The sequence below is a fragment of the Paenibacillus sp. CCS19 genome, from assembly GCF_033239625.1.
GTDB lineage: Bacteria > Bacillota > Bacilli > Paenibacillales > Paenibacillaceae > Paenibacillus_T.
Genome location: NZ_BTCK01000034.1, coordinates 34412 through 57136, shown reverse-complemented (window position 1 = coordinate 57136; position 22725 = coordinate 34412). Strand labels below are relative to the sequence as shown.

The window sequence follows — 22725 nt, the reverse complement described above, 5'->3', positions numbered from 1 at the left end:
CGTCTAAATTGATAAGAGACTCTATACAAAAAAAGTACAACCCATCTTGATTTTCAGAAGGATTGTACTTTTAAGGCGATCCAATTATGAAGAGAAAGTTAAGCTACTCCCGTGGCTGTCTGCGGGCGACGCCGGAGCGCCGCGCAGCATCGATGACGCGGCGGCGCACTTCTTCGACGACGCGTGCGTTGAACACGCTTGGGATGATGTACATGCGGCTGAGCTCATTGTCGGTAATGACCGAAGCAATGGCCTCGGCTGCCGCCAGCTTCATCTCCTCATTGATCGTGGATGCCCGGCAGTCTAGCGCCCCGCGGAAAATGCCCGGGAAGCACAGGACGTTATTGATCTGGTTCGGATAGTCCGACCGGCCGGTGGCGAAGACGCTGACGATGTCTTCGACCTTCTCCGGGCGAATCTCGGGCTCGGGATTCGCCATGGCGAATACGACCGGCTCCGGCGCCATCGAGAGAACATGCTCGCGGGTTAGGATGCCGCCTGCGGATACGCCGATGAACACATCAGCGCCTGCGACTGCTTCGGCAAGTCCGCCAGACAGCCGCCGTGGATTCGTATGGTCGGCATACCATTGCCAGTTCGGATTGTCATAGGTATTGTCCGCGCTAAGAATGCCGCTGCGGTCAACGCCGATAACATCTATGGCGCCGCCTGCCAACAGCATCTTCGTACAGGCGGTGCCTGCAGCGCCAATGCCGCATACGACGATGCGAGAGGTGGCGAGCGTGCGGCCCGACAGCTTCAACGCGTTGAGCAGCCCGGCGTACAGCACGACGGCTGTTCCGTGCTGGTCATCATGGAAGACCGGAATATCGAGCTCGTCACGCAGCCGCTGTTCGATCTCGAAGCAGCGTGGGGCAGAGATGTCTTCGAGGTTGATGCCGCCGAAGGCAGGCGCAATATTGCGCACAGCCGTAATAATAGCTTCGGTATCCTGCGTATCCAGGCAAATCGGGAAAGCGTCGACGTCTGCGAACTGCTTGAACAACATCGCTTTCCCCTCCATGACTGGCATAGCTGCATAGGGGCCGATGTTGCCAAGGCCGAGAACGGCGCTGCCATCGGACACAACAGCAACCGTATTACGCTTCACGGTTAGTGTGAATGCCTTAGAAGGGTCAGCGTGAATCGCCTGGCAGACACGCGCCACCTCAGGCGTGTACACCCGAGACAGGTCGTCGCGATTCTGGATCGGCGTCTTCGGTTGTATTGTGATTTTGCCGCCGAGGTGCAGCAGGAAGGTGCGGTCGGAGACGTTGACGAGCCGAATGCCAGGGACCGTCGACAACGTCGTCGTAATGCGGTCGATGCTGGACGTCTCGGCTACTTTGACCGTCAAGTCGCGAACGGTCCGATCGCGTCCCGTCGAAATAACGTCGATTGCGATAATATCGCCGCCAGCCGTTTCGAGTGCAGCTGCAGCCGCGCCAAATCCTACTGTACGCGTATCGATCTCAAGGCGAATAATAATCGTTTTGCCATCTAAACTTTTACCGTCCATCCGTACCCCTCCCGTTCCTATGGGCTAACTATACCCTGCAGCGATTGGAAATATTCCTGTCGAGGAGAACGAGCAACGCCTTCCTTTTTTTGAATGGATAATAAATGAAAAAAACCGTCACTGCATAAATCGCAGGACGGCGTCCGTACATTCCTTCGGATCATATTGTTCGTTGCGTTTGCCCAGCAGCGCTAGTCTAAACTCTGCGAATGCCTCGCGTTCTTGGATGCGCTTAAACCATTTGTCGATCGTTTCGCGCGTATTGAGCATTTCGGCAAAACCATTTTGCACAAAATATTCGCTGTTCTCTTCTTCTTGTCCAGGGATCGGTTTATAGAACAACATCGGTAGCCCCTTGCTCAGGCCTTCGGTGCATGTCATGCCGCCAGGCTTCGTCACGAGCAAATCGGCTACGTCCATTAGCTTGCTTACCTCGCGGGTAAAGCCAAGGATGTGGACATTCGGATGATTGAAGCGTTCCTCCTGCAGCAGCTTTTCCTTCATCTTCTCATTGCTGCCTACGCATACAATCAGCTGCACGCGATTGCGCCATTCGGTCATATAATCGAGCAGTTGGTCGTCATCGTCCATCAGCCCCCAGCCGCCGCCCATGACGAGCACTGTAGGCATATCGCGCAAGCCGAACTGCTTCAGCACCTCTTCACGGTCATACGTCTGCCAGAAGCTCGGATGAACCGGAATGCCGGTTACTTCGATCCGATCCGGCTCAACACCGCGTTCGACCAGCTTGCGCTTCACCTTCGGCGTCGAGACGAGGTAATGATTGACCTCCTGGCTGATCCAAGTGCCATGCGCATCATAATCGGTAATGACGGTGCAAAGCTGCACATTCTCCTCGCCAAGCCGCTTCAGTCGTGAGACGACAGCATTCGGGACTGGATGAGTGCAAACAATCAAATCAGGCTTCAATTGATCGATAACCTGGGACGTATGCGTATAAAATACTCGGTGCAGAGCAAGCTGCGTGAACCGATTGAGCGATTTATGATAATTACTTCTATACATCATGCCGACCAGCTTCGGCTGTTTGCTGACAGTTTTCCTGTATGCCGATACAATTAATGGACCAACGACTGGATTAAGAAACTTTCCCAGTTCAATGACGCGCGTCTGAATTTCCGGCGACGAGAGACGGAGGCCGACTGCGAGCGCGTAGGCGGCTTGAGTATGTCCGGAACCGAACCCTTCGGAGAGCAGCAGCACTCTTTTCTTACGCATGGACTCACCCACTTTTCTATCCACATAAGAATTTATTAGGTTCCGATGTATTCCGGAAGAAACAAATTCTGATTGGCGATAAAACCTACCTCATGTTTACGAAGCCGCTTGCCCCGCAAAGCTGTAGGTCGTTCATCCCAGAATGACTTCGATTCAGGTTTTCTGACCGCATCATTAATAAGGCCGCAAACATGCGCGGCGATAGTCATATTACCATATTACGATGCTTGGGCCCGTAAACACAAGATCACAATTCAAGCTTGCATTAATAGTAGGCATTAATTTAAGCTAAACTTTAGGTTAAAACGTTTGATGGACGATGTTAAGGTTACATATGGATGATCGGGAGTACGTAGAGAGAGACATTTTAATACATAAGAATTTTAAGGTTTCCGATCTATATGGAAAGAATAAATTCTTATTAGGCTGTCTCAAAGCGTGTTCGTTCATCATTGGAAAACCTCGATCGAGGTTATATCTGCAAGGAAAGGTTGTGGAGGAAACGATGCGATATTCACAAGAAAATCAGCCTGCGATGGATCAGTTGGTGCGCATGACATACAAGACAGGCGTTTATGCCGGCAAGGTGTTCGAGACGGGAGGGCCGCGTGCTGTCGTGCAGGTGCTCGCGGTGCTGAAGCATCCGCAGCAAGGCAATCTGCACTATCCGTACGATCCGGATGTACCGATGTTCCACGAGCGCAAGGCGCTGAGCTACACGGAGAAAGCGCTGTGCGTGTATCAGGACCTCGAGCCATTCCATGGCGAGGTGCCGGACTACAAGGCGTCGCTCGTACGTGCATTGGAAGAAGAAGCAGCCGAACTGGATCGTCTCAAGCGCTGGGCAGAGCGTGGACTTGATACGCTGGCAATCGTGAAGCGGGATTATGGAATGTAAGATGTGATAAGGTGCCAATGATGATGCCGCTGGTAAGGCGCGGTTGCGTTGGCACAGGTATAAGCGCAGGTGCAGAGATGCACCTGCGTTTTGTTGTGATAACTGCCAGACAATGCCGCGTTTGGAGCGGGATTGCGAAGCTGCCAGCAAAATGTGGGTGAAAGCACCTTGAATGCTGCATGGAATCGTGGTAACATTTTGTTTGACCGAATGACCGGATTCGAATTATGGTCAGTTAGTATTGGATGATCGACCAAAGGCAAAGCAATGAAGGGTTTGTTCATTAGTGGGAGAAAGGAGCGGTGATCGGATGGCGGAGAAGAAAACGGTCGATCGCAAAGCGCTGATCGTCGACGCGGCCGCAAGGTCGTTTACGATGTTCGGCTACAAAGCGACGACGATGGAATTGGTTGCGAAGCTTGCGGGCGTTGGCAAAGGAACGATTTATACGTTTTTTGCGACGAAGGAGGACTTGTTCGGCGAGATTATTCGTCGGCTCACGTCGGAGATGAGGGCGGTCGTTGTAGGTCGGATCGAGGAGAGCCGCCCTTTCTTCGAGAATCTAACCGATGTGATGTACGGCGTTCTGCAGTTCCGCGAAACCCACGAGCTGGTCGTCAAGCTGACGCAAGAGGAGCGCGAGGTCGGGACATCGGCTGTAAGCGAAGGACTTGGCGCGCTTGAGGACGCTGTTATCGGCTTCATCGAGCGGGAGATTCGCTCGGCGCAGGAGAAGGGTGAACTCAGAGATGTGAATCCGTCGATTACGGCGTTCATGATGATCAGGGTGTACTTGGCGCTTGCCGCCGAGTGGAGCCGCAGACACGCACCGCTCTCGAAGGAAGAGGTAGCCGAGCAATTGACGGGGCTGTTCCAGCATGGCATTTGCGCGAAGAGCTAATCAGCTTGCCGCGTTTGAGATAGATAGGTAAGGTTTTGAAGAAAGAGCGGATTCCGCTCTATTTTTCAACAAGGGAATGACCAAATGAGCAAAACGGTCAGAATGTTCTGGCCGATGCTAATAAAGGAGGACGCCTCTATGCAGGGCATGCGCTTATTCGGGCAGGAGCTGCTCGATATTGTTAGAAACAAGAAGGTACTTATTTCGGTCATCGGTATTCTATTCATTCCGATTATGTACAGCGGGATGTTGGTCGGGGCATTCTGGGATCCTTATGGACGTACGAATGACCTGCCGGTCGCGATCGTCAATGAAGACCAAGGAGCAGAGCTCGATGGTAAGCAGTTGGCGCTTGGCAGCGAGCTTGTCGATAACCTGAAGGACAACGATAAGTTCAAGTGGGCTTTCGTCGACAAGGAAGAAGCTGAGGATGGCGTGAAGGATGGGCGTTATTATCTTGCGCTCGAAATTCCAAGCAATTTCTCGAAGCAGGCGACGACGCTTATGGATGCTGAGCCGACGCCGTCGCAGCTGATTTATGTGACGAATGAAAGCCTTAGTTTCACCGCATCGAAGATCGGTAGCAGCGCGGTTACGGAGCTGAAGTCTTCGCTGTCGAAGGAAGTAACGAAGTCGTATGCGGAGACGATGTTGGAGCAGTTCGGCAAAGTAGCTGACGGCTTCGCAGAAGCAAGCGATGGCGCTGGCAAGCTGTCCAGCGGCGCAACGGAGGCGAAGGATGGAGCGGCGACCTTGCAGCGCAATCTAGAGAAGCTTGCGGACGGCACGTTGGGGCTTGAGTCCGGCGTGAAAAAAGTTGCAGGCGGCGCGGCGCAGGTCGCAAGCGGCGCGGCATCGCTCAGCTCGAGCGCGGCCGAGCTGGGAAGCGGGCTCGGCAAGCTGCATGAGGCGACCGGCCAGTTGACGGCCGGCGCGGATAAAGCGGCCGATGCAGGCGCGAAGCTGGCATCGGGAGCGAAAGCGGCGCATGAGGCGGAGACGAAGCTCGCCTCGGGCGCCGCGCAGCTGGCGCAGCAGCTGGATGCTTATGCATCCGCAGCTGCGGCTGGTGAAGCCGCCGAAGGCGGCGACGCTGCAGCGCAGCAGGAGGCGCTGCAGCAGCTGGTTGCCGCGGCCAAGGCTCTGGCCGCCGGCGCAGACGGGCTCGCGGCCAGCGGCGGCCAATTGGCCGCTGGCGCGAGCGAGCTGCAGCAGGGGAATTCGGCCCTGCTGCAGGGGTTGACCGCCTTCGACGCGAAGCTCGAAGGCGCAGCGGCCGGCGGCGCGAAGCTTGCCGACGGCGCCGCCAAGCTCGCGGCGGGCGCCAAGCAAGCCGCAGCCGGAGCAGCCGCGGCTGATGCGGGCGCCGCTGAACTCGCGAGCGGCTCGGAGCAGCTCGCCGATGGCTCGGCCGCGTTGGCGGACGGCGTCGGCAAGCTCGCCGACGGCTCGGCAGAGCTCGCGGATAAGCTCGGCGAAGCCTCGAGCTCGACATCGGGTCAGGTATCGACCGATGATAACAGTAACGAGAAGAAAGCCGACATGTTCGCTGGTCCTGTCGAAGTGAGCGAGAAGAAGCTGACGACGGTACCGAACTACGGAACAGGATTTGCACCATACAGCTTGGGTCTTGGCTTGTTCGTTGGTGCACTGCTGTCGACGATTGTACTGCCGATGCGCGACAGCGCAGGACGTCCACGTTCGGGCGGCAGCTGGTTTACAAGTAAGGCGTTGTTGTTCGTACTGGTCGGCATTGTTCAGACACTGCTTGCAGATGTGATTCTGCTCTATGCCATCGGACTTGAAGTGCAAAGTGTTGGCTGGTTCATCGCACTCAGCATCGTAACAAGCTTGTCGTTCATGATGATCATCCAGTTCTTCGTCACGCTGCTCGATCAGCCAGGTCGATTCGTCTCGATCATTATCTTGATCCTGCAGCTGACGAGCAGCTCGGGTACGTATCCGAAGGAGCTTGTACCTGCTTGGCTGCAGACGATCGGCGAGTGGATGCCAATGACGTACGCCGTAGCCGGCTTCAAAGCAGCGATCTCCAGCGGAGACTTCGCGCTCGTTCGCAGCAGCATGGGTACGCTCGCCATCTACGGCGTAATCTTCGCCGCGCTGACGTTGGGCTACTTCGTGCTCAAACACAAAAAACAATCCCGCAGCAACGGCGGCGACAGCAAGTCACAGCAGACACCGGTAACGGCATAATTTCATGGCAAAACGTGTATCGGATGGATAACATATCTTTATAAACAAAACTCCAGGTGCGTGCACCTGGAGTTTTGTTTGCAGCACAATATGAATGCGACACAATGATGGAGATAAAGAGGTTCCTGCAAATATACACCTTTCCAATGTATAAACAGACTAACTGGCCACAAAACCTGCAAATCTGCAGTGATCAAGCCCTGACAAGCAGTAACTTAGCCTCTTCAGCTTGGATTCCTGTAGTTTTGCAGGTTTGCCGTTTAAGGTGCTGAGGGGGCTAGAAATTCATGTACTTTTGCATTTATGCAAGGTAATCACAAGGCTAATAACGCATAAGGTATCGGGGAAAAAGGAGGGAAGCGTGTCCGCAGGGACTGAACTAGCTCCGACAGGGAGCCGATCGCGGAATTAATCCTACAAGGTCCCGGAGACCAACCCGCCGAACGCTCCGCAGTAGAGCATGTCCCACAAGGAAGAAAGCGAGCACCAGCACGAAGTTACTCCAGCCTGTCGAATCGTATGCACAAGAGGGTTAGGATGAAGGTGTCCTAGTGGTTTGGTCTGTCTTCCCATTAACAAAAAAACTCGACCACGTGGTTCACGGTTCCGATTCGGAACGCGTACAATCACGGGTCGAGCTTTATGCTCATATGGATAAATGATTACTTATTAATGAATGCTGTCTTAAGGGTGCCGCGATAAATCACTTGGAAGCCGAGTCCGTCAGACAATGCGGCGAGCGGCAGGTAGGTCTTCGTCTCCTTGCCGACCTTCTGGAGGTAGGCTGGCGTGTCGAGCGCGACTGTCTTGCCGTTGATAACCATCGTCTTGGCGCCAATCGTAATGCCGACGACACGGTCGCCGAGCGTTACAGTAGCTGTCTGCGTTTTGCCATCCCACTTAAGCAGCGCCCCCATCGCATCGGTAATATCGCGCATCGGAACGTATGTCTTGTTGTTCTTCAGCACCGGCTTGTTAGCGGTTTGCAGCTCCTTGCCTGCTACAACGACGGAGATTGGAACATCGGCTGCTCGTGGTGCGGCCTCACGGTAGTCGCCCCAGATCGCTTGCGCGAACGATTTGCCCATCGAGGTGTAGCCTTTGGCATTCGGGTGGAAATCGCCTTTGGCAACCGTCGTATATTCCAGCTCGTGGCCCAGGAACGGAGCGCCAACATAGGCGACGCGTACATTGAAGCCTTCACCAGTGAGTTTCTTTGCAACATTTTCAATGCGGGATCGGATATCTTCGCTTGCTTTGACAAGCGCTTGATAAGCTTCTTCACTAATAATGGCTTTAGCGTGAGGCGCCGGGTTGTACAGATCGGATACGACGATTTCGGCCTTCGGATTAATGCCGATTACGGCTCGAAGCGAAGCTTCCAGCTGCTGCTCGAATACCGGCAGCATTGCGGCAACGGCTTCAGCGCCAGTGCCATCCTTCAACTTATCGAATACGGTTAGAAAATCGTTCGAGCCAGTCGTGATCGTCACGAGGTCAGCGTCTGCCAGATCGGCGAACAGCTGCGGCGTTGCAGCGGCAAGCTGCTCGATGCGAGGGTCTTTCGTCGTCCCGAATGGCAGATCAGCAGGTTTGACGGACGTACCGTTCTCGGCAGCTTCTATGTAATGCTGCAGCCCTTCGGTCGTCAGACCAAGGATGCCATAATTGGCCGCCGAAGCACGAAGGCCGTGGAACAAGGCCTGCTCGTACACCCGCTCGACATAACCGTAAGGAACAGGATTGGCTTCTTTCTCCATTCCATTGATGTAACCGACGGTCAATGAGTCACCAACCGCGACGATATGATAGTCGTCGACAGTCTGCACAGACGTTGCAGAAATTGAAGAAACTTCCTGCGCTTCAACTATATTACTAGAATAAGTCAGAGATGCTCCGCCAAGGATGATAGAGGCGGTTAAAACGGATACTGCTGTGACGCGCGAAAATTCCATGAACTTTTTGACCAATTGTTTTCACTTCCCCGTCTAAAGTTAAAATTTTTAAACATAAAAACCCGTACATAAAATCTCATAATCTAGTAAATGTTCGGATTTAGCGTAAAGAAACGTTTATCAGGGCCTAAAAAATTTTAAATTGCGCGGAATTTGCTACAATGATAAGATTATTAAATAAACCGTCGGATTACGGGCATGCACCAATTACACGAATGCAGTACGAATATTTTCAAAATCCAAGAAAGTATAAGTTGCCAGCTTATTCCTGTTATTGGATTCTTGGATTTACGGGAATGAAACTCGCTAGCGTCGGCAACAGGATGGCGACAGAGTTTACCCCGGCACCTTATTTCCATTCTATGATAAATCCCCACGGAAATGAAGTGACATTCGACTCGTTCGTACTGACCGACTAGTAGACCCTAAATTTTCGATATAGAAAGGTTGAGTGCGATGAGCGAGACAATGTTTGGCTTGCCTCCGAAGCAGGGACTTTATAACCCGCAGTACGAGAAAGATGCATGCGGTATGGGATTCGTGGCGAACATCAAGGGACGGAAATCACATAAGATCATCCGCCAGGCACTGACGCTCCTAGAGAACATGGAGCACCGCGGCGGTCAAGGCAGCGAGCCTAACACAGGTGACGGCGCAGGTATTATGCTGCAGATTCCACATGAGTTCTTCAAGGCGGAGCTGAAGCAGCAGTCGATCGAGCTGCCAGCTGAAGAGCAGTACGCAGTAGGGATGTTGTTCCTGCCATTGGACGAAGCGCAGCGCAGCGAGCAAGAGCGCAAGCTCGAGGCGATTATCGCAGAAGAAGGTCAACAGCTGATCGGCTGGCGTACGGTACCGACGAACGACAGCAAGCTGGGCGCATCGGCACTGAAGGTGAAACCTTTTGTACGCCAAGTGTTCATCGGACGCAATGCGGCACTCAAGGACACGTTGGCATTCGAACGCAAGCTGTATGTCATTCGCAAACGCGCTGAGCTGGCGATCCGCTTCGGCGGCGGCGAAGGTGCGGATCGGTTCTACTTCTCCAGTCTGTCGACGAAGAAGATCGTATATAAAGGGATGCTTACGACGGAGCAAGTGCGTTCGTTCTACCAAGAGCTGAACAACGAGGCTGTCGTAACGGCAATCGCCCTCGTGCACTCGCGCTTCAGTACGAACACGTTCCCGAGCTGGGAGCGCGCGCATCCATTCCATTATTTGATTCACAACGGCGAGATCAATACGCTGCGCGGCAACATCAACTGGATGCATGCACGCCAATCGCTGTTCGAGACGGAATTGTTCGGCGAAGATCTGCCGAAAGTGAAGCCGATCATCAGCCCAGACGGTTCCGATACGGCAATGTTCGATAACGTGCTCGAGTTCATGTACCTGTCCGGCCGCTCGCTGCCGCACGCGATGATGATGATGGTGCCAGAGCCATGGGCGAACCATGAGACGATGAGCGACGAGAAGAAAGCCTTCTACGAATACCATGCATGTCTCATGGAGCCATGGGATGGACCTGCGGCAATGGCGTTCACGGATGGCCGCATGATCGGTGCAACGCTTGACCGTAACGGTCTGCGTCCAGCTCGTTACTATGTAACGAAGGACGACCATATCATTCTCGGTTCGGAAGCAGGAACGGTTGAGATTCCGGCTGAAGACATTTTGTACAAAGATCGTCTCCGTCCAGGTCGTATGCTTCTTGTTGACACAGAAGCCGGCCAGATCCTGTCGGACGAAGAAGTTAAGCTGAAGATCGCGCAAGAGAATCCTTACCGGGAATGGCTCGACGAGCATTTGGTGACGCTTGAGGATCTGCCGGAAGCACCGGAAGTGCCAGAACCAGATCATGATACCGTGCAGCAGCGTCAACAGGCGTTCGGCTTCACGTTCGAAGATATTCGCAAAGTTATCGAGCCGATGGCAACATCGGGTCAAGAGCCGCTTGCTTCGATGGGTTACGACGCACCGCTGGCCGTCCTGTCTGAGCGTCCGCAGCGTCTGTACAACTACTTCAAGCAGCTGTTCGCACAAGTAACGAACCCGCCGATCGATGCGATCCGCGAGGAGCTCGTTACGTCGACGGTGACGACGATCGGTACAGAACGCAACTTGCTCAATCCAGAGCCGGAGAGCGCACGTCACATTACGCTCGAAACGCCTATCTTAAGCAACGAAGAATTCGCGAAGCTGCGCCATGTACGCCGTCCAGGCTTCAAGGCAATTACGCTTCCGATCTTCTTCGAAGCCGCGAAGGGCGAGGAAGGTCTGCGTGAAGCGATCCAGCTCATGTGTGAAGCAGCAGACCGTGTCATTGCCAAAGGCCATAACATTCTCATCCTGTCCGACCGCGGCATCGACCGTGACAACGCAGCAATCCCAGCTCTGCTGGCTGTATCTGCGCTGCATCACCATCTGATCCGCCAGGGCACGCGTACGCGCGCCAGCATCCTGCTGGAGTCCGGCGAGCCGCGCGAAGTGCATCACTATGCGTTGCTGCTCGGCTACGGCGTGAGCGCAGTTAACCCATATCTCGTGTTCGAGTCGCTCGACGACATGATCAACGAAGGCATGCTGCGCGGCGTGAAGCATGAGAAAGCAGTGAAGAACTATATCAAAGCGGCAACTAAAGGCGTTGTTAAGGTCCTGTCGAAGATGGGCATCTCGACGATCCAATCGTACCGCGGCGCACAAATCTTCGAAGCAGTCGGCCTGCGCCAAGAGCTGATCGATCAATACTTCACTTGGACGGAATCCCGTATCGGCGGTATCGGTCTCGATACGATTGCCGAGGAGACGCTGAAGCATCATAACCGCGCTTTCGCAGAGCAAGAGGGAGCGGAGCGCGAGCTCGATTCCGGCGGCGACTACCAATGGCGTAAAGACGGCGAGGACCACCTGTTCAGCCCGCAGACGATTCACACGCTGCAGATGGCGTCGCGTTCGAACGACTACAAGCTGTACAAGAAATTCTCTTCGCTCGTGCAGGGCGAGAACCGCAAGCATATGACGCTTCGTTCGCTGCTCACGTTCAAGCAGGGCCGCACGCCAGTGGCGCTGGAAGAAGTCGAGTCGATCGAATCGATCGTGAAACGCTTCAAATCCGGTGCAATGTCGTACGGTTCCATCAGCCAAGAAGCGCACGAGAGCCTTGCAATCGCGATGAACCGTCTCGGCGGCAAATCGAATACGGGCGAGGGCGGCGAGAATCCGGAACGCTTCATTCCGGATGCGAACGGCGATTCCCGTCGCAGCGCGATCAAGCAGGTTGCATCGGGTCGTTTCGGCGTAACGAGCAACTACCTTGTGAATGCGGATGAGATCCAGATCAAGATGGCGCAGGGCGCTAAGCCAGGCGAAGGCGGTCAGCTGCCAGGTCTGAAGGTGTACCCATGGATCGCCAACGCTCGGGGTTCAACGCCGGGTGTAGGTCTGATCTCGCCGCCTCCTCACCACGATATTTATTCGATCGAGGACTTGGCAGAGCTGATTCACGATTTGAAAAATGCGAACCCGCGCGCACGCATCAACGTAAAACTCGTATCCGAGGTTGGCGTTGGTACGATCGCAGCTGGCGTAGCGAAAGGCCGCGCTGACGTCATTATGGTCAGCGGCTACGATGGCGGTACAGGCGCATCGCCGATCAACTCGCTCAAGCATGCGGGTCTGCCATGGGAGCTTGGTCTTGCGGAGACGCACCAGACGCTCATGCTGAACAACCTGCGCGACCGTGTCGTTATCGAGACGGACGGCAAAATGATGAACGGCCGCGACGTAGCAATCGCTGCATTGCTCGGCGCTGAAGAATATGGCTTCGCAACGGCTCCACTGATCGTGCTTGGCTGCGTTATGATGCGCGTCTGCCAGCTCGATACGTGCCCGGTCGGTGTGGCAACGCAGAACCCTGAGCTTCGCAAGAAATTCATGGGCGACCCTAGCCACGTCGTGAACTACCTGCGCTTCATCGCAGAAGAGCTTCGTGAGATTATGGCAGAGCTCGGCTTCCGCACGTTGAACGAAATGATCGGCCGTGTCGACCTGTTGGAGACGAAGGAGCTTGTTGAGAGCAGCAAGGCATCCACGCTTGACCTGACGCCGCTGCTGCATCAATTCGAAGTTCAAGAAGGCGCAGCGCGTCACAACGTACAGGAACAGAACCACGGGCTCGAGCTGTCGCTTGATATGACGAAGCTCATCCCGGCTGCTGCTGCGGCGCTGGAGAATGGTGAGAAAGTGCGCGGCACTTTCCCGATTCTGAACACGAACCGCGTAGTAGGTACGATACTCGGCAGCGAAGTGACGACGCGTTACGGCGCGAAAGGCTTGCCTGAAGATACGATTCAATTCCACTTCGTTGGTACGGCTGGTCAAAGCTTCGGCGCGTTCATTCCGAACGGGATCACGCTATCCATCGAAGGCGATTCGAACGACTATGTTGGTAAAGGCCAGTGCGGTGGTAAGATCATCGTGGCGCCTTCACCGAAGGCTACGTTCGAGGCGGAGAACAACGTCATCATCGGCAACACGGCGTTCTACGGCGCAACGAGCGGTGAGGCTTATGTACGCGGTATCGCGGGCGAGCGCTTCGCTGTACGTAACTCTGGCGTTAACGTCGTCGTAGAGGGCGTAGGCGACCACGGCTGCGAATATATGACCGGTGGACGCGTCGTCGTACTCGGCGGCACAGGCCGCAATTTCGCGGCTGGCATGTCCGGTGGCATCGCGTACGTGCTGGATGAGGCTGGAGACTTCTACCGCAACTGCAACCTCGAGATGGTGCTCCTGGAGCGCGTAGAGGAAGCACGCGATGAAGCAGAGCTTCGCGGCATGATCGAGCGCCACGTCGAGCTGACGGGCAGCGCGCCAGGCACACGCGTCTTAGGCGACTGGGAAGCGAGCCTGAAGAAGTTCGTGAAGGTTATTCCGAAGGACTACAAGAAGATGCTGGACCAGATCCGCAAGGCCGAGGACAACGGCTACGAGGGCGAGGAAGCGCTTCTGGAAGCGTTCGAGGCGAACAAACGCGAGCTGGCACGAGTGTAAGGGATAATATAGAGGAAGTGATTAAGAGCCTGCTGAAGCGATTCGGCGGGCTCTTCGTCTTGTTTTGAGATCGCTGGATGTGCATATATAAAGGAAAGGAAAAATTTATCTTAATGGTTACATTTTGTATCACATTGTGTATAATTGTTACGGATAGTATCTATTACTCTGAATCCACTAGGGGGCCGTTCTGCAAGAATTGCGAGCATTTGCATGCTAGAGGTGAGTTAAGGGTCGATCATGTGGAAATAATAGAGTGTTCTTTATATCAATGGATTCAATGGAAAATTATATAAAGATTTGTTAAAGTCTTGACATTCGACAAAATTAGTGTCTAGCAAACGCTTACATCGAGTGGCCTTTCGACAGTATTTGTACTTTGCGCCCTATATAATAGGACTATCGTATTTCGAACACAAGGGTTGTGGCTGGTAAAGGAGCGAGGTATTGTGCTGTTAATGCTTGAGAGAGCTCGTGAAGATGAGAAGCAAGAGGATCGCAAGACGGTCGATATCCGTATCATATTGGAGCAGTTAGGCATCGATCCGAAGAAGTGGCAGAAGTTTCATTCATAGGAAGTACTGCCCCATTCATTCTGTACATACATATACAATACAACATAGAACATAAAATTTACAGAGAATATAGAAAGTAGGAGAGTCGGAGAGATGAATCCAATCCATTCCCCAAGAGAAGAAAGCCCAGCGTCTGACCGTGTGCAACTGGATGTTAGAGCCCTTCTGGATCAGCTTGGTATCGAACCGACACGCCTGCCAGAGGATTTGAGAGTAGTGTTTGAGAGAGTTGGAGGGCAGCGCTGAATACGTTTTAAGCAATAGGAGAAAAGCCTCGGAGACGGGGCTTTTTCTTTGTCTTGAGAATGTATGCCTCCAAGATAGAAAAGGCCTACCGCATTGGCGATAGGCTGTCTGTATGACCTTATTTAATGTTTGTGAGTTATTGTATTGCAGGCTTAGCGTAAGGAGCGTTCTGCACGAATGAAGGCGATGAAACGTTTCGCTTCTTCGGCTGACAATTTCATACCGTCCAGGCTAAGAGCAAATTTCTCTAATATATCATCCTCAGAGAGTTCAACTCGGTCGGCGTCTTGCACGAAGTCGCGAACATCCGAATCAAGTACTACCTCCTGGCGGTTCGTACGACCGACGAGATAGTCGATCGACACTTTGAACAGATCGGCGAACTTCGTAAGCGTCTCCGTATCAGGTTCACGGCGATTTTTCTCATAATGCGACAAAGCAGCACGTGAGATTCCTAACAAATGAGAGGTCTGCTCTTGCGTCCAGCCACGCTGCTCACGCAGTTGTGCGATGCGCGTTCCGATGTCCATCCTTTCCCTCCTATCACTCAATAATTTCATAATAATATGGATTAGAAATAAATACAGCGCTTGCAACAAAACGTCGCATTTTTTTTGAAAACACATATGAAAAACGCTTGACATGTTACATATTGTATCGTAGAGTTAGGGATATAAAGGATACAAATTGTATCGACATAAACCTTACTATTATTGACAAAAAGTCGGCCGTTTAAACATTATTGATCATTAAGTTACACATAACAAATCCATAAAATACACAGTCAGGTGACGCATATGATCGAATTACATACGCACATTTTACCCGGGCTCGACGATGGAGCGCGCAGTAAGGAAGAGGCACTGGAGATGGTGCTTCAGGCAAGCGAACAAGGCATTCGGCACATTGTAGCAACTCCGCATCATGGGAATGGCGTCTACGAAGCCCCTCGCGAAGTTGTTCTCCAGCAGGTGGAAGAGATGAATGAGTTCATTGGCTGGCATGGGCTTCAAGTAACGATTCATGCGGGCCAAGAGATACGTGTGAACGCTGGGTTGATTGATGAGTGGGAGAACAACGAACTACTCACAGTAGCCAACAGTAAGTATATATTGCTTGAGCTGCCTCATAACCACGTGCCAGCCTACCTAATGGACTTACTCTACGAGTTCTCCATCCGCGGCCTTGTCCCCGTAATCGCGCATCCGGAACGAAATAAGGAAGTTGGTGAAACGCCAGACCTGCTCGAACAATGGATTAAACAAGGCGCGTTGTGCCAAATAACTGCCCATTCACTTACAGGGCAATTCAGCCGGAGGATCCAGAAGCTTTCCGTGCAATTACTCAAACGCAAAATGATACATTTTGTATCATCGGACGCTCATAATAGCGTCACCCGTACATTCGCTCTGCGTGAAGCTTATCGTCTAGCTGAGCGGGTTGTTGGCAGAGGGGGGATGAATCGTCTGAAGGATAACAGTCGGCGTCTGTTGGCCAATGAAGAAATTACCGTTGATGCGCCAGTCAAGGCACGCAGGAAGCTGCTGTTCTGGTAACACAAACTATAGTTCAGTTCAGGAGGTTATCGTGTGGAATTAAAGCGTTTCTATCATATTCTACGCAAGAGAATGTATCTTATTTCGTTAATCGTGATTGCTGTATGCGTCATAACCGGCATTAAAAGCTTCCTCTACACGGAAGACGTTTATCGGGCTAATGCCAAGCTGATCGTTAGTCAGTCCTTTGAAGTCGAAGGGACGCAGGTGATGAATATGTCTCTCATCCAATCGAATATAATGCTCATTAATTCCTATAAAGAGATTATCCATTCTTCCGCTATCTTAAACAAAGTTGTTGAGAAGTATCCGGATCTGCAAGCATCGCCAGGTGAGATCAACGCGAAGACGACCGTCAGCGCGGCGAACGATTCACAGGTGATGAACATTACGGTCGTTGACAGCTCATATAAGCGGGCAGCTGAGATTGCGAATGCAGTCTCAATGGTCTTCAAGGAAAATATCCAATCGATTATGCATGTCGATAATGTCACGATCTTGTCCGAAGCGGATACGAGTGCCAACGGCGCGCCAGTGAACAGCAGCGCAGTGTTAACGATCGTTATCAGCTTTATTATTTCATTGATGATCTCTGTTGGCATTGCCTTTCTGTTGGACTACTTGGATGACACTATTAAAACGGAGTCGGATGTTGTGCAAACGCTCGGTCTTCCGATGCTCTCTTATATTTCGAAGATTAATAAGTCAGAGATGAAGGCCCGCAGTTCACGCGGCATTAAGCAAAAGGCAGGTGAAGGTGCATATGCGGCAGCAAAGCAGTGAGAACCATCTGGTTACTCAGGTTAATCCGAAGTCGCCTATCTCTGAATCGTATCGCGTACTGCGCACGAATATACAGTTCTCTGCGATTGATGACCATAGTGTTCAAGTACTAATGGTGGCTTCCGCTAAATCGGGCGAGGGCAAGACGACTACGGTGTCCAACCTTGCCGTGACCTACGCACAGGAAGGAAAGAAGGTATTGCTTATTGACGGTGATTTGCGCAAGCCTTCCCTCCATCAGCTGTTCCAGCAAACGAACCGCGTTGGCTTGACTAGTCTGCTGTGCGGACAACAGCTCCTGCAAGAAGTTATTCGTGACACGAACGTAGACAATTTGTCGCTTATTACTTCAGGCCCGATCCCGCCGAATCCATCGGAGATTCTCGGCTCGCAGCGCATGGTCGCTCTTCTGGCAGAACTGAGAGAAACGTACGATGTCATCCTCTTCGACACGCCGCCGGTGTTAGCCGTTACCGACAGTGCGATCATTTCCTCCTATTGTGATGGCGTCATCCTTGTCGTCCATGCAGGCAAAGTAAAGAAGGGGCTTGTAGCGAAAGCCAAATCCAATCTGGATCATGTGAAGGCTAAGCTGCTTGGCGTCGTGCTTAATAACAACAGCAGAAACAAGTCAAACGACGACTATTACTTCTATTACGGCGGTAATGAGTAGCGTCATAGGAAATTGCTTGTGTGCTTAGGTAATGTCTACTGAACCTTTATCACTGTAGGCACTCGGTCACGCCGTGGGTCAGATGACCTTAGACATGCATTGTCGAAGGTGTGATGTGAGGCGGGGTTAGATGCCCCATTTACTCAAACGAATAGGCATAGAAATACGAGTTAGACCGCTTTCATGGAAAGTGGTTTAACTCGTGTTTTTATTCAAATAGAGAAAAGGACAGGGTGAGAGCAATGAAAAAAGTTCGCAAGGCAATCATTCCGGCTGCGGGACTGGGAACGAGGTTCCTCCCTGCAACGAAGGCAATGCCGAAGGAAATGCTCCCGATCGTAGACAAACCGACCATTCAATACATTGTCGAGGAAGCGATCGCTTCTGGAATCGAAGACATCATTATTGTGACGGGCAAGGGCAAACGGGCAATAGAAGATCATTTTGATTCGGCATTCGAGCTGGAGCACAATCTGTTGGAGAAGGGCAAGCTCGGACTGCTGGAGGAAGTAAGGAAAACCTCGAACGTAGAGATTCACTACATAAGACAGAAGGAAGCGAGAGGGCTTGGTCATGCGGTCTGGTGTGCGCGGAACTTCATTGGCGACGAGCCGTTCGCTGTGCTGCTTGGCGATGATATCGTGCAGAGCGAGACGCCTTGCACGCGTCAGTTAATCGAACAATACGAGCGTACGGAGAAGTCGGTCATCGGTGTCCAGGCCGTGTCCATCGAACAGACGGATCGTTATGGCATCGTTGATCCGCTCGAGACGGACAGCCGTCTTGTGCAAGTGAAGAAGTTCGTCGAGAAGCCGCCGCTTGGTACTGCGCCATCTAATCTGGCTATTATGGGCAGATATGTGTTGACGCCGCGAATCTTTGAATTCCTTGATCGTCACGAGCTTGGCGCTGGCGGCGAGATCCAACTGACGGATGCCATTCAGAAGCTGAATGAAGAAGAAGGCGTTTATGCGTTTGACTTTGAAGGCAAACGGTACGATGTTGGCGAGAAGTTGGGCTTTATTACGACAGTGCTGGAATTCGCGCTTCAGAACAATGAGCTTCGCTCACCCCTGCTGACAGCGCTGGACGAGATCGTTCAACGTGAGCAAGTCAAGAAGTATATTATTTGATCGCTATGAAAGGGGTACGAGGCAATGACGCCGCAAGGGAATGAAGTCGAGGTCGCATTGGAAAGCAATGCGTACTACTCATCGCATGCGCTCGAGCGAAGCACCAGCAAACGGGCGTATCTAGTTGCGAAGAGAGCTATCGACATTATCGGAGCCGCTGTCGGGATATTTGTTCTTCTACCGGTTTTTATTGGGGTAGCGATTATTATCAAGCTGGAAGATCCCAAAGGTCCTATCTTCTTCCATCAGAAACGAGTCGGCAAGCATGGCGCACCGTTCCGCATGTATAAATTCAGATCGATGGTGTCCAATGCGGAAGAGCTGCTTGAAAGTCTGCTGGGCCAGAACGAAATCGAAGGCGCCATGTTCAAAATGAAGCACGATCCTCGCGTGACCAGAATCGGCCGCTTCATTCGCAAGACGAGCATTGATGAACTGCCGCAGCTAGTGAATGTTCTGATGGGCGACATGAGCCTTGTCGGACCGCGGCCGCCGCTGCCGAGAGAGGTCGAGGAATACACCGCTTATGACAAGAGGCGGCTGACGGTTATTCCTGGATGTACAGGACTCTGGCAAGTAAGCGGACGAAGCAACCTTACCTTCTATCAGATGGTGGAGCTGGACCTTCAGTACATCAAGGAACGCAGCGTCTGGCTGGATATCAAGATCATGATAAGAACCGTACTATTACTGTTCGGCTCGAAGAACTCCTATTAATTTTTATTTGAGGTGAAGATATGGATTTGCAGGCTAGAATTTACGTTGCCGGCCATCGAGGTCTTGTCGGTTCCGCGATCTTGCGGGCCTTACAGAATAGAGGATATACGAATCTGGTTACGCGCTCCAGCAGCGAGTTGGATCTAAGAGACCGTGATGCTGTATTCCAATTTTTCGGCGAGCAGGATATCGATTATGTGTTTCTTGCGGCTGCCAAGGTTGGCGGCATTCGTGCGAACAATGAATTTCCCGCTGATTTCATCCGCGACAATTTGTTGATTCAGACCAACGTCATTGATGCTGCCTTCCAGAGTCAAGTCCGGAAGCTGCTCTTCCTTGGTTCGACTTGTATTTATCCCAAATATGCGCCTCAGCCATTGAAGGAAGAGTACTTGTTGACGGGTGAGTTGGAGCCAACCAATGCACCATATGCGATAGCTAAGATTGCGGGGATTACGATGTGCCAATCGTACAACCGGCAATACGGCACTCGATTTATTTCGGCTATGCCGACGAACATGTACGGCCCGAATGATAACTTCGATCTGAATACGTCGCATGTGCTGCCCGCACTGCTTCGTAAGATTCATGAAGCGAAGCAATCGGGTTCGCCGTTCGTGGAAATTTGGGGAACGGGAGCGCCGCTCCGCGAATTTCTGCATGCTGACGATCTCGCGGATGCTTGCTTGTTCCTCATGAATAACTACGAAGACAGCGAAATCGTGAATGTTGGTGTAGGCGAGGATATCTCGATCAAGCAGCTGGCAGAACTGATCCAATCGATCGTTGAATATGATGGCGAGCTTCGGTTCAACAGCTCAATCCCGGACGGAACGCCAAGAAAGCTGGTAGATGTAAGCAAGATTCAGTCAATGGGCTGGAAGGCTTCCATTCCGCTGGATGCCGGCATTCGCGCCGTATATAACGAGTATTGCAAACAAATCGAGATTACGATCTAGATATCGAAAGGGGATAATTCTATGAAACGCGCATTAATTACAGGTGTAACAGGACAAGACGGCTCTTACTTGGCAGAGCTTCTGCTCGAGAAAGGCTACGAAGTATATGGTCTCAGAAGACGTACGAGCACGCCGAACTATGAGAATGTTGAGCATATCAAGAATAAGATCAAATGGATCTCCGGCGACTTGAATGACCTGGCTTCCCTTATCGAAGCAGTTCGTCAATCGGATCCAGATGAAGTATACAATCTGGGAGCTCAATCGTTCGTCGCTGCTTCCTGGCCGCAGCCGATTGCAACTGCACAGATGACTGCATTATCGGTAACGAATATGCTAGAAGCGGTAAGGCTTATTAAGCCAAGCGCACGATTCTATCAAGCATCTAGCAGCGAGATGTTCGGTAAAGTGGTGGAAACGCCGCAGAAGGAAACGACGCCGTTCTATCCGCGCAGCCCATACGGTGTTGCTAAAGTATACGGACACTGGATTACGACGAACTATCGGGAGAGCTACAACATGTTCGCTTGCTCCGGCATTCTGTTCAATCATGAATCCCCGCGCCGCGGTCTTGAATTCGTTACGCGTAAAGTAACGGATGCAGCTGCCCGAATTAAGCTAGGCTTGCAGAATGAGCTTCGGATGGGCAATCTGGATGCACTTCGCGACTGGGGCTTCGCTGGTGACTACGTGAAAGCGATGTGGCTGATGCTGCAGCAGGATGAGCCGGACGATTATGTCATCTCGACGGGTGAAATGCATACTGTTACGGAGCTGCTGGAAGTTGCATTCGGCCGCGTTGGCTTGGACTATCGCGATTATGTTGTGATCGATCCTGAGTTCGTTCGCCCTGCCGAGGTCGATCTGCTGCTTGGCGATTGCTCCAAGGCGAAAGAAAAGCTTGGCTGGAAACTTGAAGTGAGCTTCAAGCAGCTGATCGAAATGATGGTCGACAGCGATCTGGAGAAGGCAAGACAACAGCTCAGCATTGCAGCAACTCCACGGTGAACAGCGCCGGAAGAGAGGGTGCTTAAATATGGAATCTCCTATCGTTAAGAAGAGCCGACTGCTCATTTATGCTCACTATTACCATCCCGACGTTGCATCCACCGGCCAGATTCTGAAGGAGCTGGCGGAAGGCATGCTGCAGACATTCGACATCACCGTCATCTGCGTCGTCCCTTCCTATACGGGAGTTATTGACAAAGACTATAAACGGAAGATGTTTTATAAAGAAAACATTAACGGCGTGCAGGTTATTCGGATCCGAGTTCCGGAATTTACGAAGAAGAATAAGCTGAGCCGCATTCGCAACATAATCGCTTATTTCTACGGCGCTCTCATCGCGACGTTCAAGGCGGGTCCTATGGACTTTGTATACTCCATTTCGCAGCCTCCCATTCTGGGAGGTCTTCTTGGGGTATGGGGCAAATGGATGAAACGCGCTCAGTACATCTACAACATTCAAGACTTTAATCCGGAACAGACGTTAGCCGTCGGCTATAGTCAGAACAAGCCGGTTTTGAAAGCGATGATGGGGTTCGATAAGTTCAGCTGCAGCCGGGCCGATAAAGTCATTGTCGTTGGAAGAGATATGGTCGATACGCTGAAAGACAGGTTCAAGGGCAGGAAGGTGCCGAACCACGTATTCATTAACAACTGGATCGATGAGAAGGAAATCTATCCATTGCCTAGTGATCATGAGAAGGTCGCAGCGTTCAAGCAGAAGTACGGATTGGATAACAAATTCGTATTTATGTATTCCGGCAACCTGGGCCTTTATTATGATCTGGAAAATCTAATGCCCGTCATTGCGAGATTCAAAGCTCGCGATAATGTAGCCTTTGTTTTTGTAGGCGAAGGGTCGATTCGAGATCGGATGGTCCAATATAAGAACGAGCATGGCTTGGATAACGTCATCTTCATCCCTTACCAGGACAAATCCGATCTGGTGTACAGCCTGAACGCAGGCGACGTCCACTGGTGCATTAATGCGAAAGGGATCAAGGGCGTATCCGTTCCTAGCAAGCTGTATGGCATCATGGCAGCAGGCAAGCCGATATTAGGCGTGCTGGAGCCCGGTTCGGAGGCACGTCTTATTATTGAAGAAACGACATCCGGCTATGTTACCGAACCAGGCAACTATGATCAGGTTGAACAGATCATCGAACGGTTCTTGGCCGAACGTGACTCTGCCATTCCATCCGGCATGAGCGAGCGGGCGAGAGCTTATCTAGTCAATCATTTGACGAAGGAAGTATCGATTCGAAAATATACGGAAGAGATCTCAATCTTGTTATGATGA

The 22725-nt window shown here is 52.0% G+C and carries 17 protein-coding genes; 13 read left to right on the top strand and 4 right to left on the bottom strand.

Annotated features, from left to right (window positions below; genetic code table 11):
• Nucleotides 1–103: 103 nt before the first annotated feature.
• Both SBI19_RS20875 and SBI19_RS20870 read right to left on the bottom strand, forming a co-directional pair.
• Nucleotides 104–1519, bottom strand: coding sequence for an NAD-dependent malic enzyme (locus SBI19_RS20875; RefSeq protein WP_317971452.1), 1416 nt, complete (start codon nt 1517–1519; stop codon nt 104–106).
• A 117-nt stretch (nt 1520–1636) separates the two neighbouring features.
• On the bottom strand, nt 1637–2758 hold the full coding sequence (locus SBI19_RS20870) for an MGDG synthase family glycosyltransferase (protein WP_317971451.1): 1122 nt from the start codon (nt 2756–2758) through the stop codon (nt 1637–1639).
• A 505-nt stretch (nt 2759–3263) separates the two neighbouring features.
• On the opposite strand from SBI19_RS20870, the gene kapB reads away from it, so the two are divergent.
• The 3 genes from kapB to SBI19_RS20855 all read left to right on the top strand — a co-directional run bounded on the left by kapB (nt 3264) and on the right by SBI19_RS20855 (nt 6771).
• Complete coding sequence (kapB, locus tag SBI19_RS20865) at nt 3264–3656, top strand: sporulation phosphorelay system protein KapB (RefSeq protein WP_317971450.1); 393 nt, start codon at nt 3264–3266, stop codon at nt 3654–3656.
• Nucleotides 3657–3966: 310 nt separating this feature from the next.
• Nucleotides 3967–4557, top strand: coding sequence for a TetR/AcrR family transcriptional regulator (locus SBI19_RS20860; protein WP_317971449.1), 591 nt, complete (start codon nt 3967–3969; stop codon nt 4555–4557).
• Between the two features lie 138 nt (nt 4558–4695).
• Nucleotides 4696–6771, top strand: coding sequence for a YhgE/Pip domain-containing protein (locus SBI19_RS20855; RefSeq protein ID WP_317971448.1), 2076 nt, complete (start codon nt 4696–4698; stop codon nt 6769–6771).
• Nucleotides 6772–7433: 662 nt separating this feature from the next.
• On the opposite strand, the gene SBI19_RS20850 is transcribed toward SBI19_RS20855, so the two are convergent.
• Nucleotides 7434–8741, bottom strand: a complete 1308-nt coding sequence (locus SBI19_RS20850; RefSeq protein ID WP_317971447.1) for a stalk domain-containing protein — start codon at nt 8739–8741, stop codon at nt 7434–7436.
• A 441-nt stretch (nt 8742–9182) separates the two neighbouring features.
• Between SBI19_RS20850 and gltB the strand changes: the two genes are divergently transcribed.
• Both gltB and SBI19_RS20840 read left to right on the top strand, forming a co-directional pair.
• Nucleotides 9183–13778, top strand: coding sequence for a glutamate synthase large subunit (gltB, locus tag SBI19_RS20845; RefSeq protein WP_317971446.1), 4596 nt, complete (start codon nt 9183–9185; stop codon nt 13776–13778).
• 449 nt (nt 13779–14227) lie between these two features.
• A complete protein-coding gene (locus tag SBI19_RS20840; RefSeq protein ID WP_317971445.1) occupies nt 14228–14353 on the top strand; it encodes a hypothetical protein in 126 nt (41 codons plus the stop codon).
• Between the two features lie 398 nt (nt 14354–14751).
• On the opposite strand, the gene SBI19_RS20835 is transcribed toward SBI19_RS20840, so the two are convergent.
• On the bottom strand, nt 14752–15129 hold the full coding sequence (locus SBI19_RS20835) for a helix-turn-helix domain-containing protein (protein ID WP_317971444.1): 378 nt from the start codon (nt 15127–15129) through the stop codon (nt 14752–14754).
• A gap of 267 nt (nt 15130–15396) precedes the next feature.
• Between SBI19_RS20835 and SBI19_RS20830 the strand changes: the two genes are divergently transcribed.
• The 8 genes from SBI19_RS20830 to SBI19_RS20795 all read left to right on the top strand — a co-directional run bounded on the left by SBI19_RS20830 (nt 15397) and on the right by SBI19_RS20795 (nt 22722).
• Entirely contained in the window at nt 15397–16155 is a 759-nt protein-coding gene (locus SBI19_RS20830) for a tyrosine-protein phosphatase (protein ID WP_317971443.1), read from the top strand.
• A gap of 33 nt (nt 16156–16188) precedes the next feature.
• Complete coding sequence (locus SBI19_RS20825; RefSeq protein ID WP_317971442.1) at nt 16189–16938, top strand: YveK family protein; 750 nt, start codon at nt 16189–16191, stop codon at nt 16936–16938.
• Nucleotides 16919–17611 carry a CpsD/CapB family tyrosine-protein kinase gene (locus SBI19_RS20820; RefSeq protein ID WP_317971441.1) on the top strand — a complete coding sequence of 231 codons (693 nt, stop codon included), beginning with the start codon at nt 16919–16921 and terminating at the stop codon, nt 17609–17611. The genes SBI19_RS20825 and SBI19_RS20820 overlap by 20 nt, the downstream gene beginning before the upstream one ends.
• A gap of 242 nt (nt 17612–17853) precedes the next feature.
• Nucleotides 17854–18744, top strand: coding sequence for a UTP--glucose-1-phosphate uridylyltransferase GalU (gene galU / locus SBI19_RS20815; protein ID WP_317971440.1), 891 nt, complete (start codon nt 17854–17856; stop codon nt 18742–18744).
• A 24-nt stretch (nt 18745–18768) separates the two neighbouring features.
• Entirely contained in the window at nt 18769–19461 is a 693-nt protein-coding gene (locus SBI19_RS20810) for a sugar transferase (protein ID WP_317971439.1), read from the top strand.
• Between the two features lie 20 nt (nt 19462–19481).
• Nucleotides 19482–20420, top strand: a complete 939-nt coding sequence (locus tag SBI19_RS20805) for a GDP-L-fucose synthase family protein (RefSeq protein WP_317971438.1) — start codon at nt 19482–19484, stop codon at nt 20418–20420.
• Between the two features lie 21 nt (nt 20421–20441).
• On the top strand, nt 20442–21428 hold the full coding sequence (gmd, locus tag SBI19_RS20800) for a GDP-mannose 4,6-dehydratase (protein WP_317971437.1): 987 nt from the start codon (nt 20442–20444) through the stop codon (nt 21426–21428).
• Between the two features lie 28 nt (nt 21429–21456).
• The gene (locus tag SBI19_RS20795; protein ID WP_317971436.1) at nt 21457–22722 is read left to right on the top strand and encodes a glycosyltransferase family 4 protein; all 1266 of its coding nucleotides are present in this window, start codon (nt 21457–21459) and stop codon (nt 22720–22722) included.
• The last annotated feature ends 3 nt before the right edge of the window (nt 22723–22725 follow it).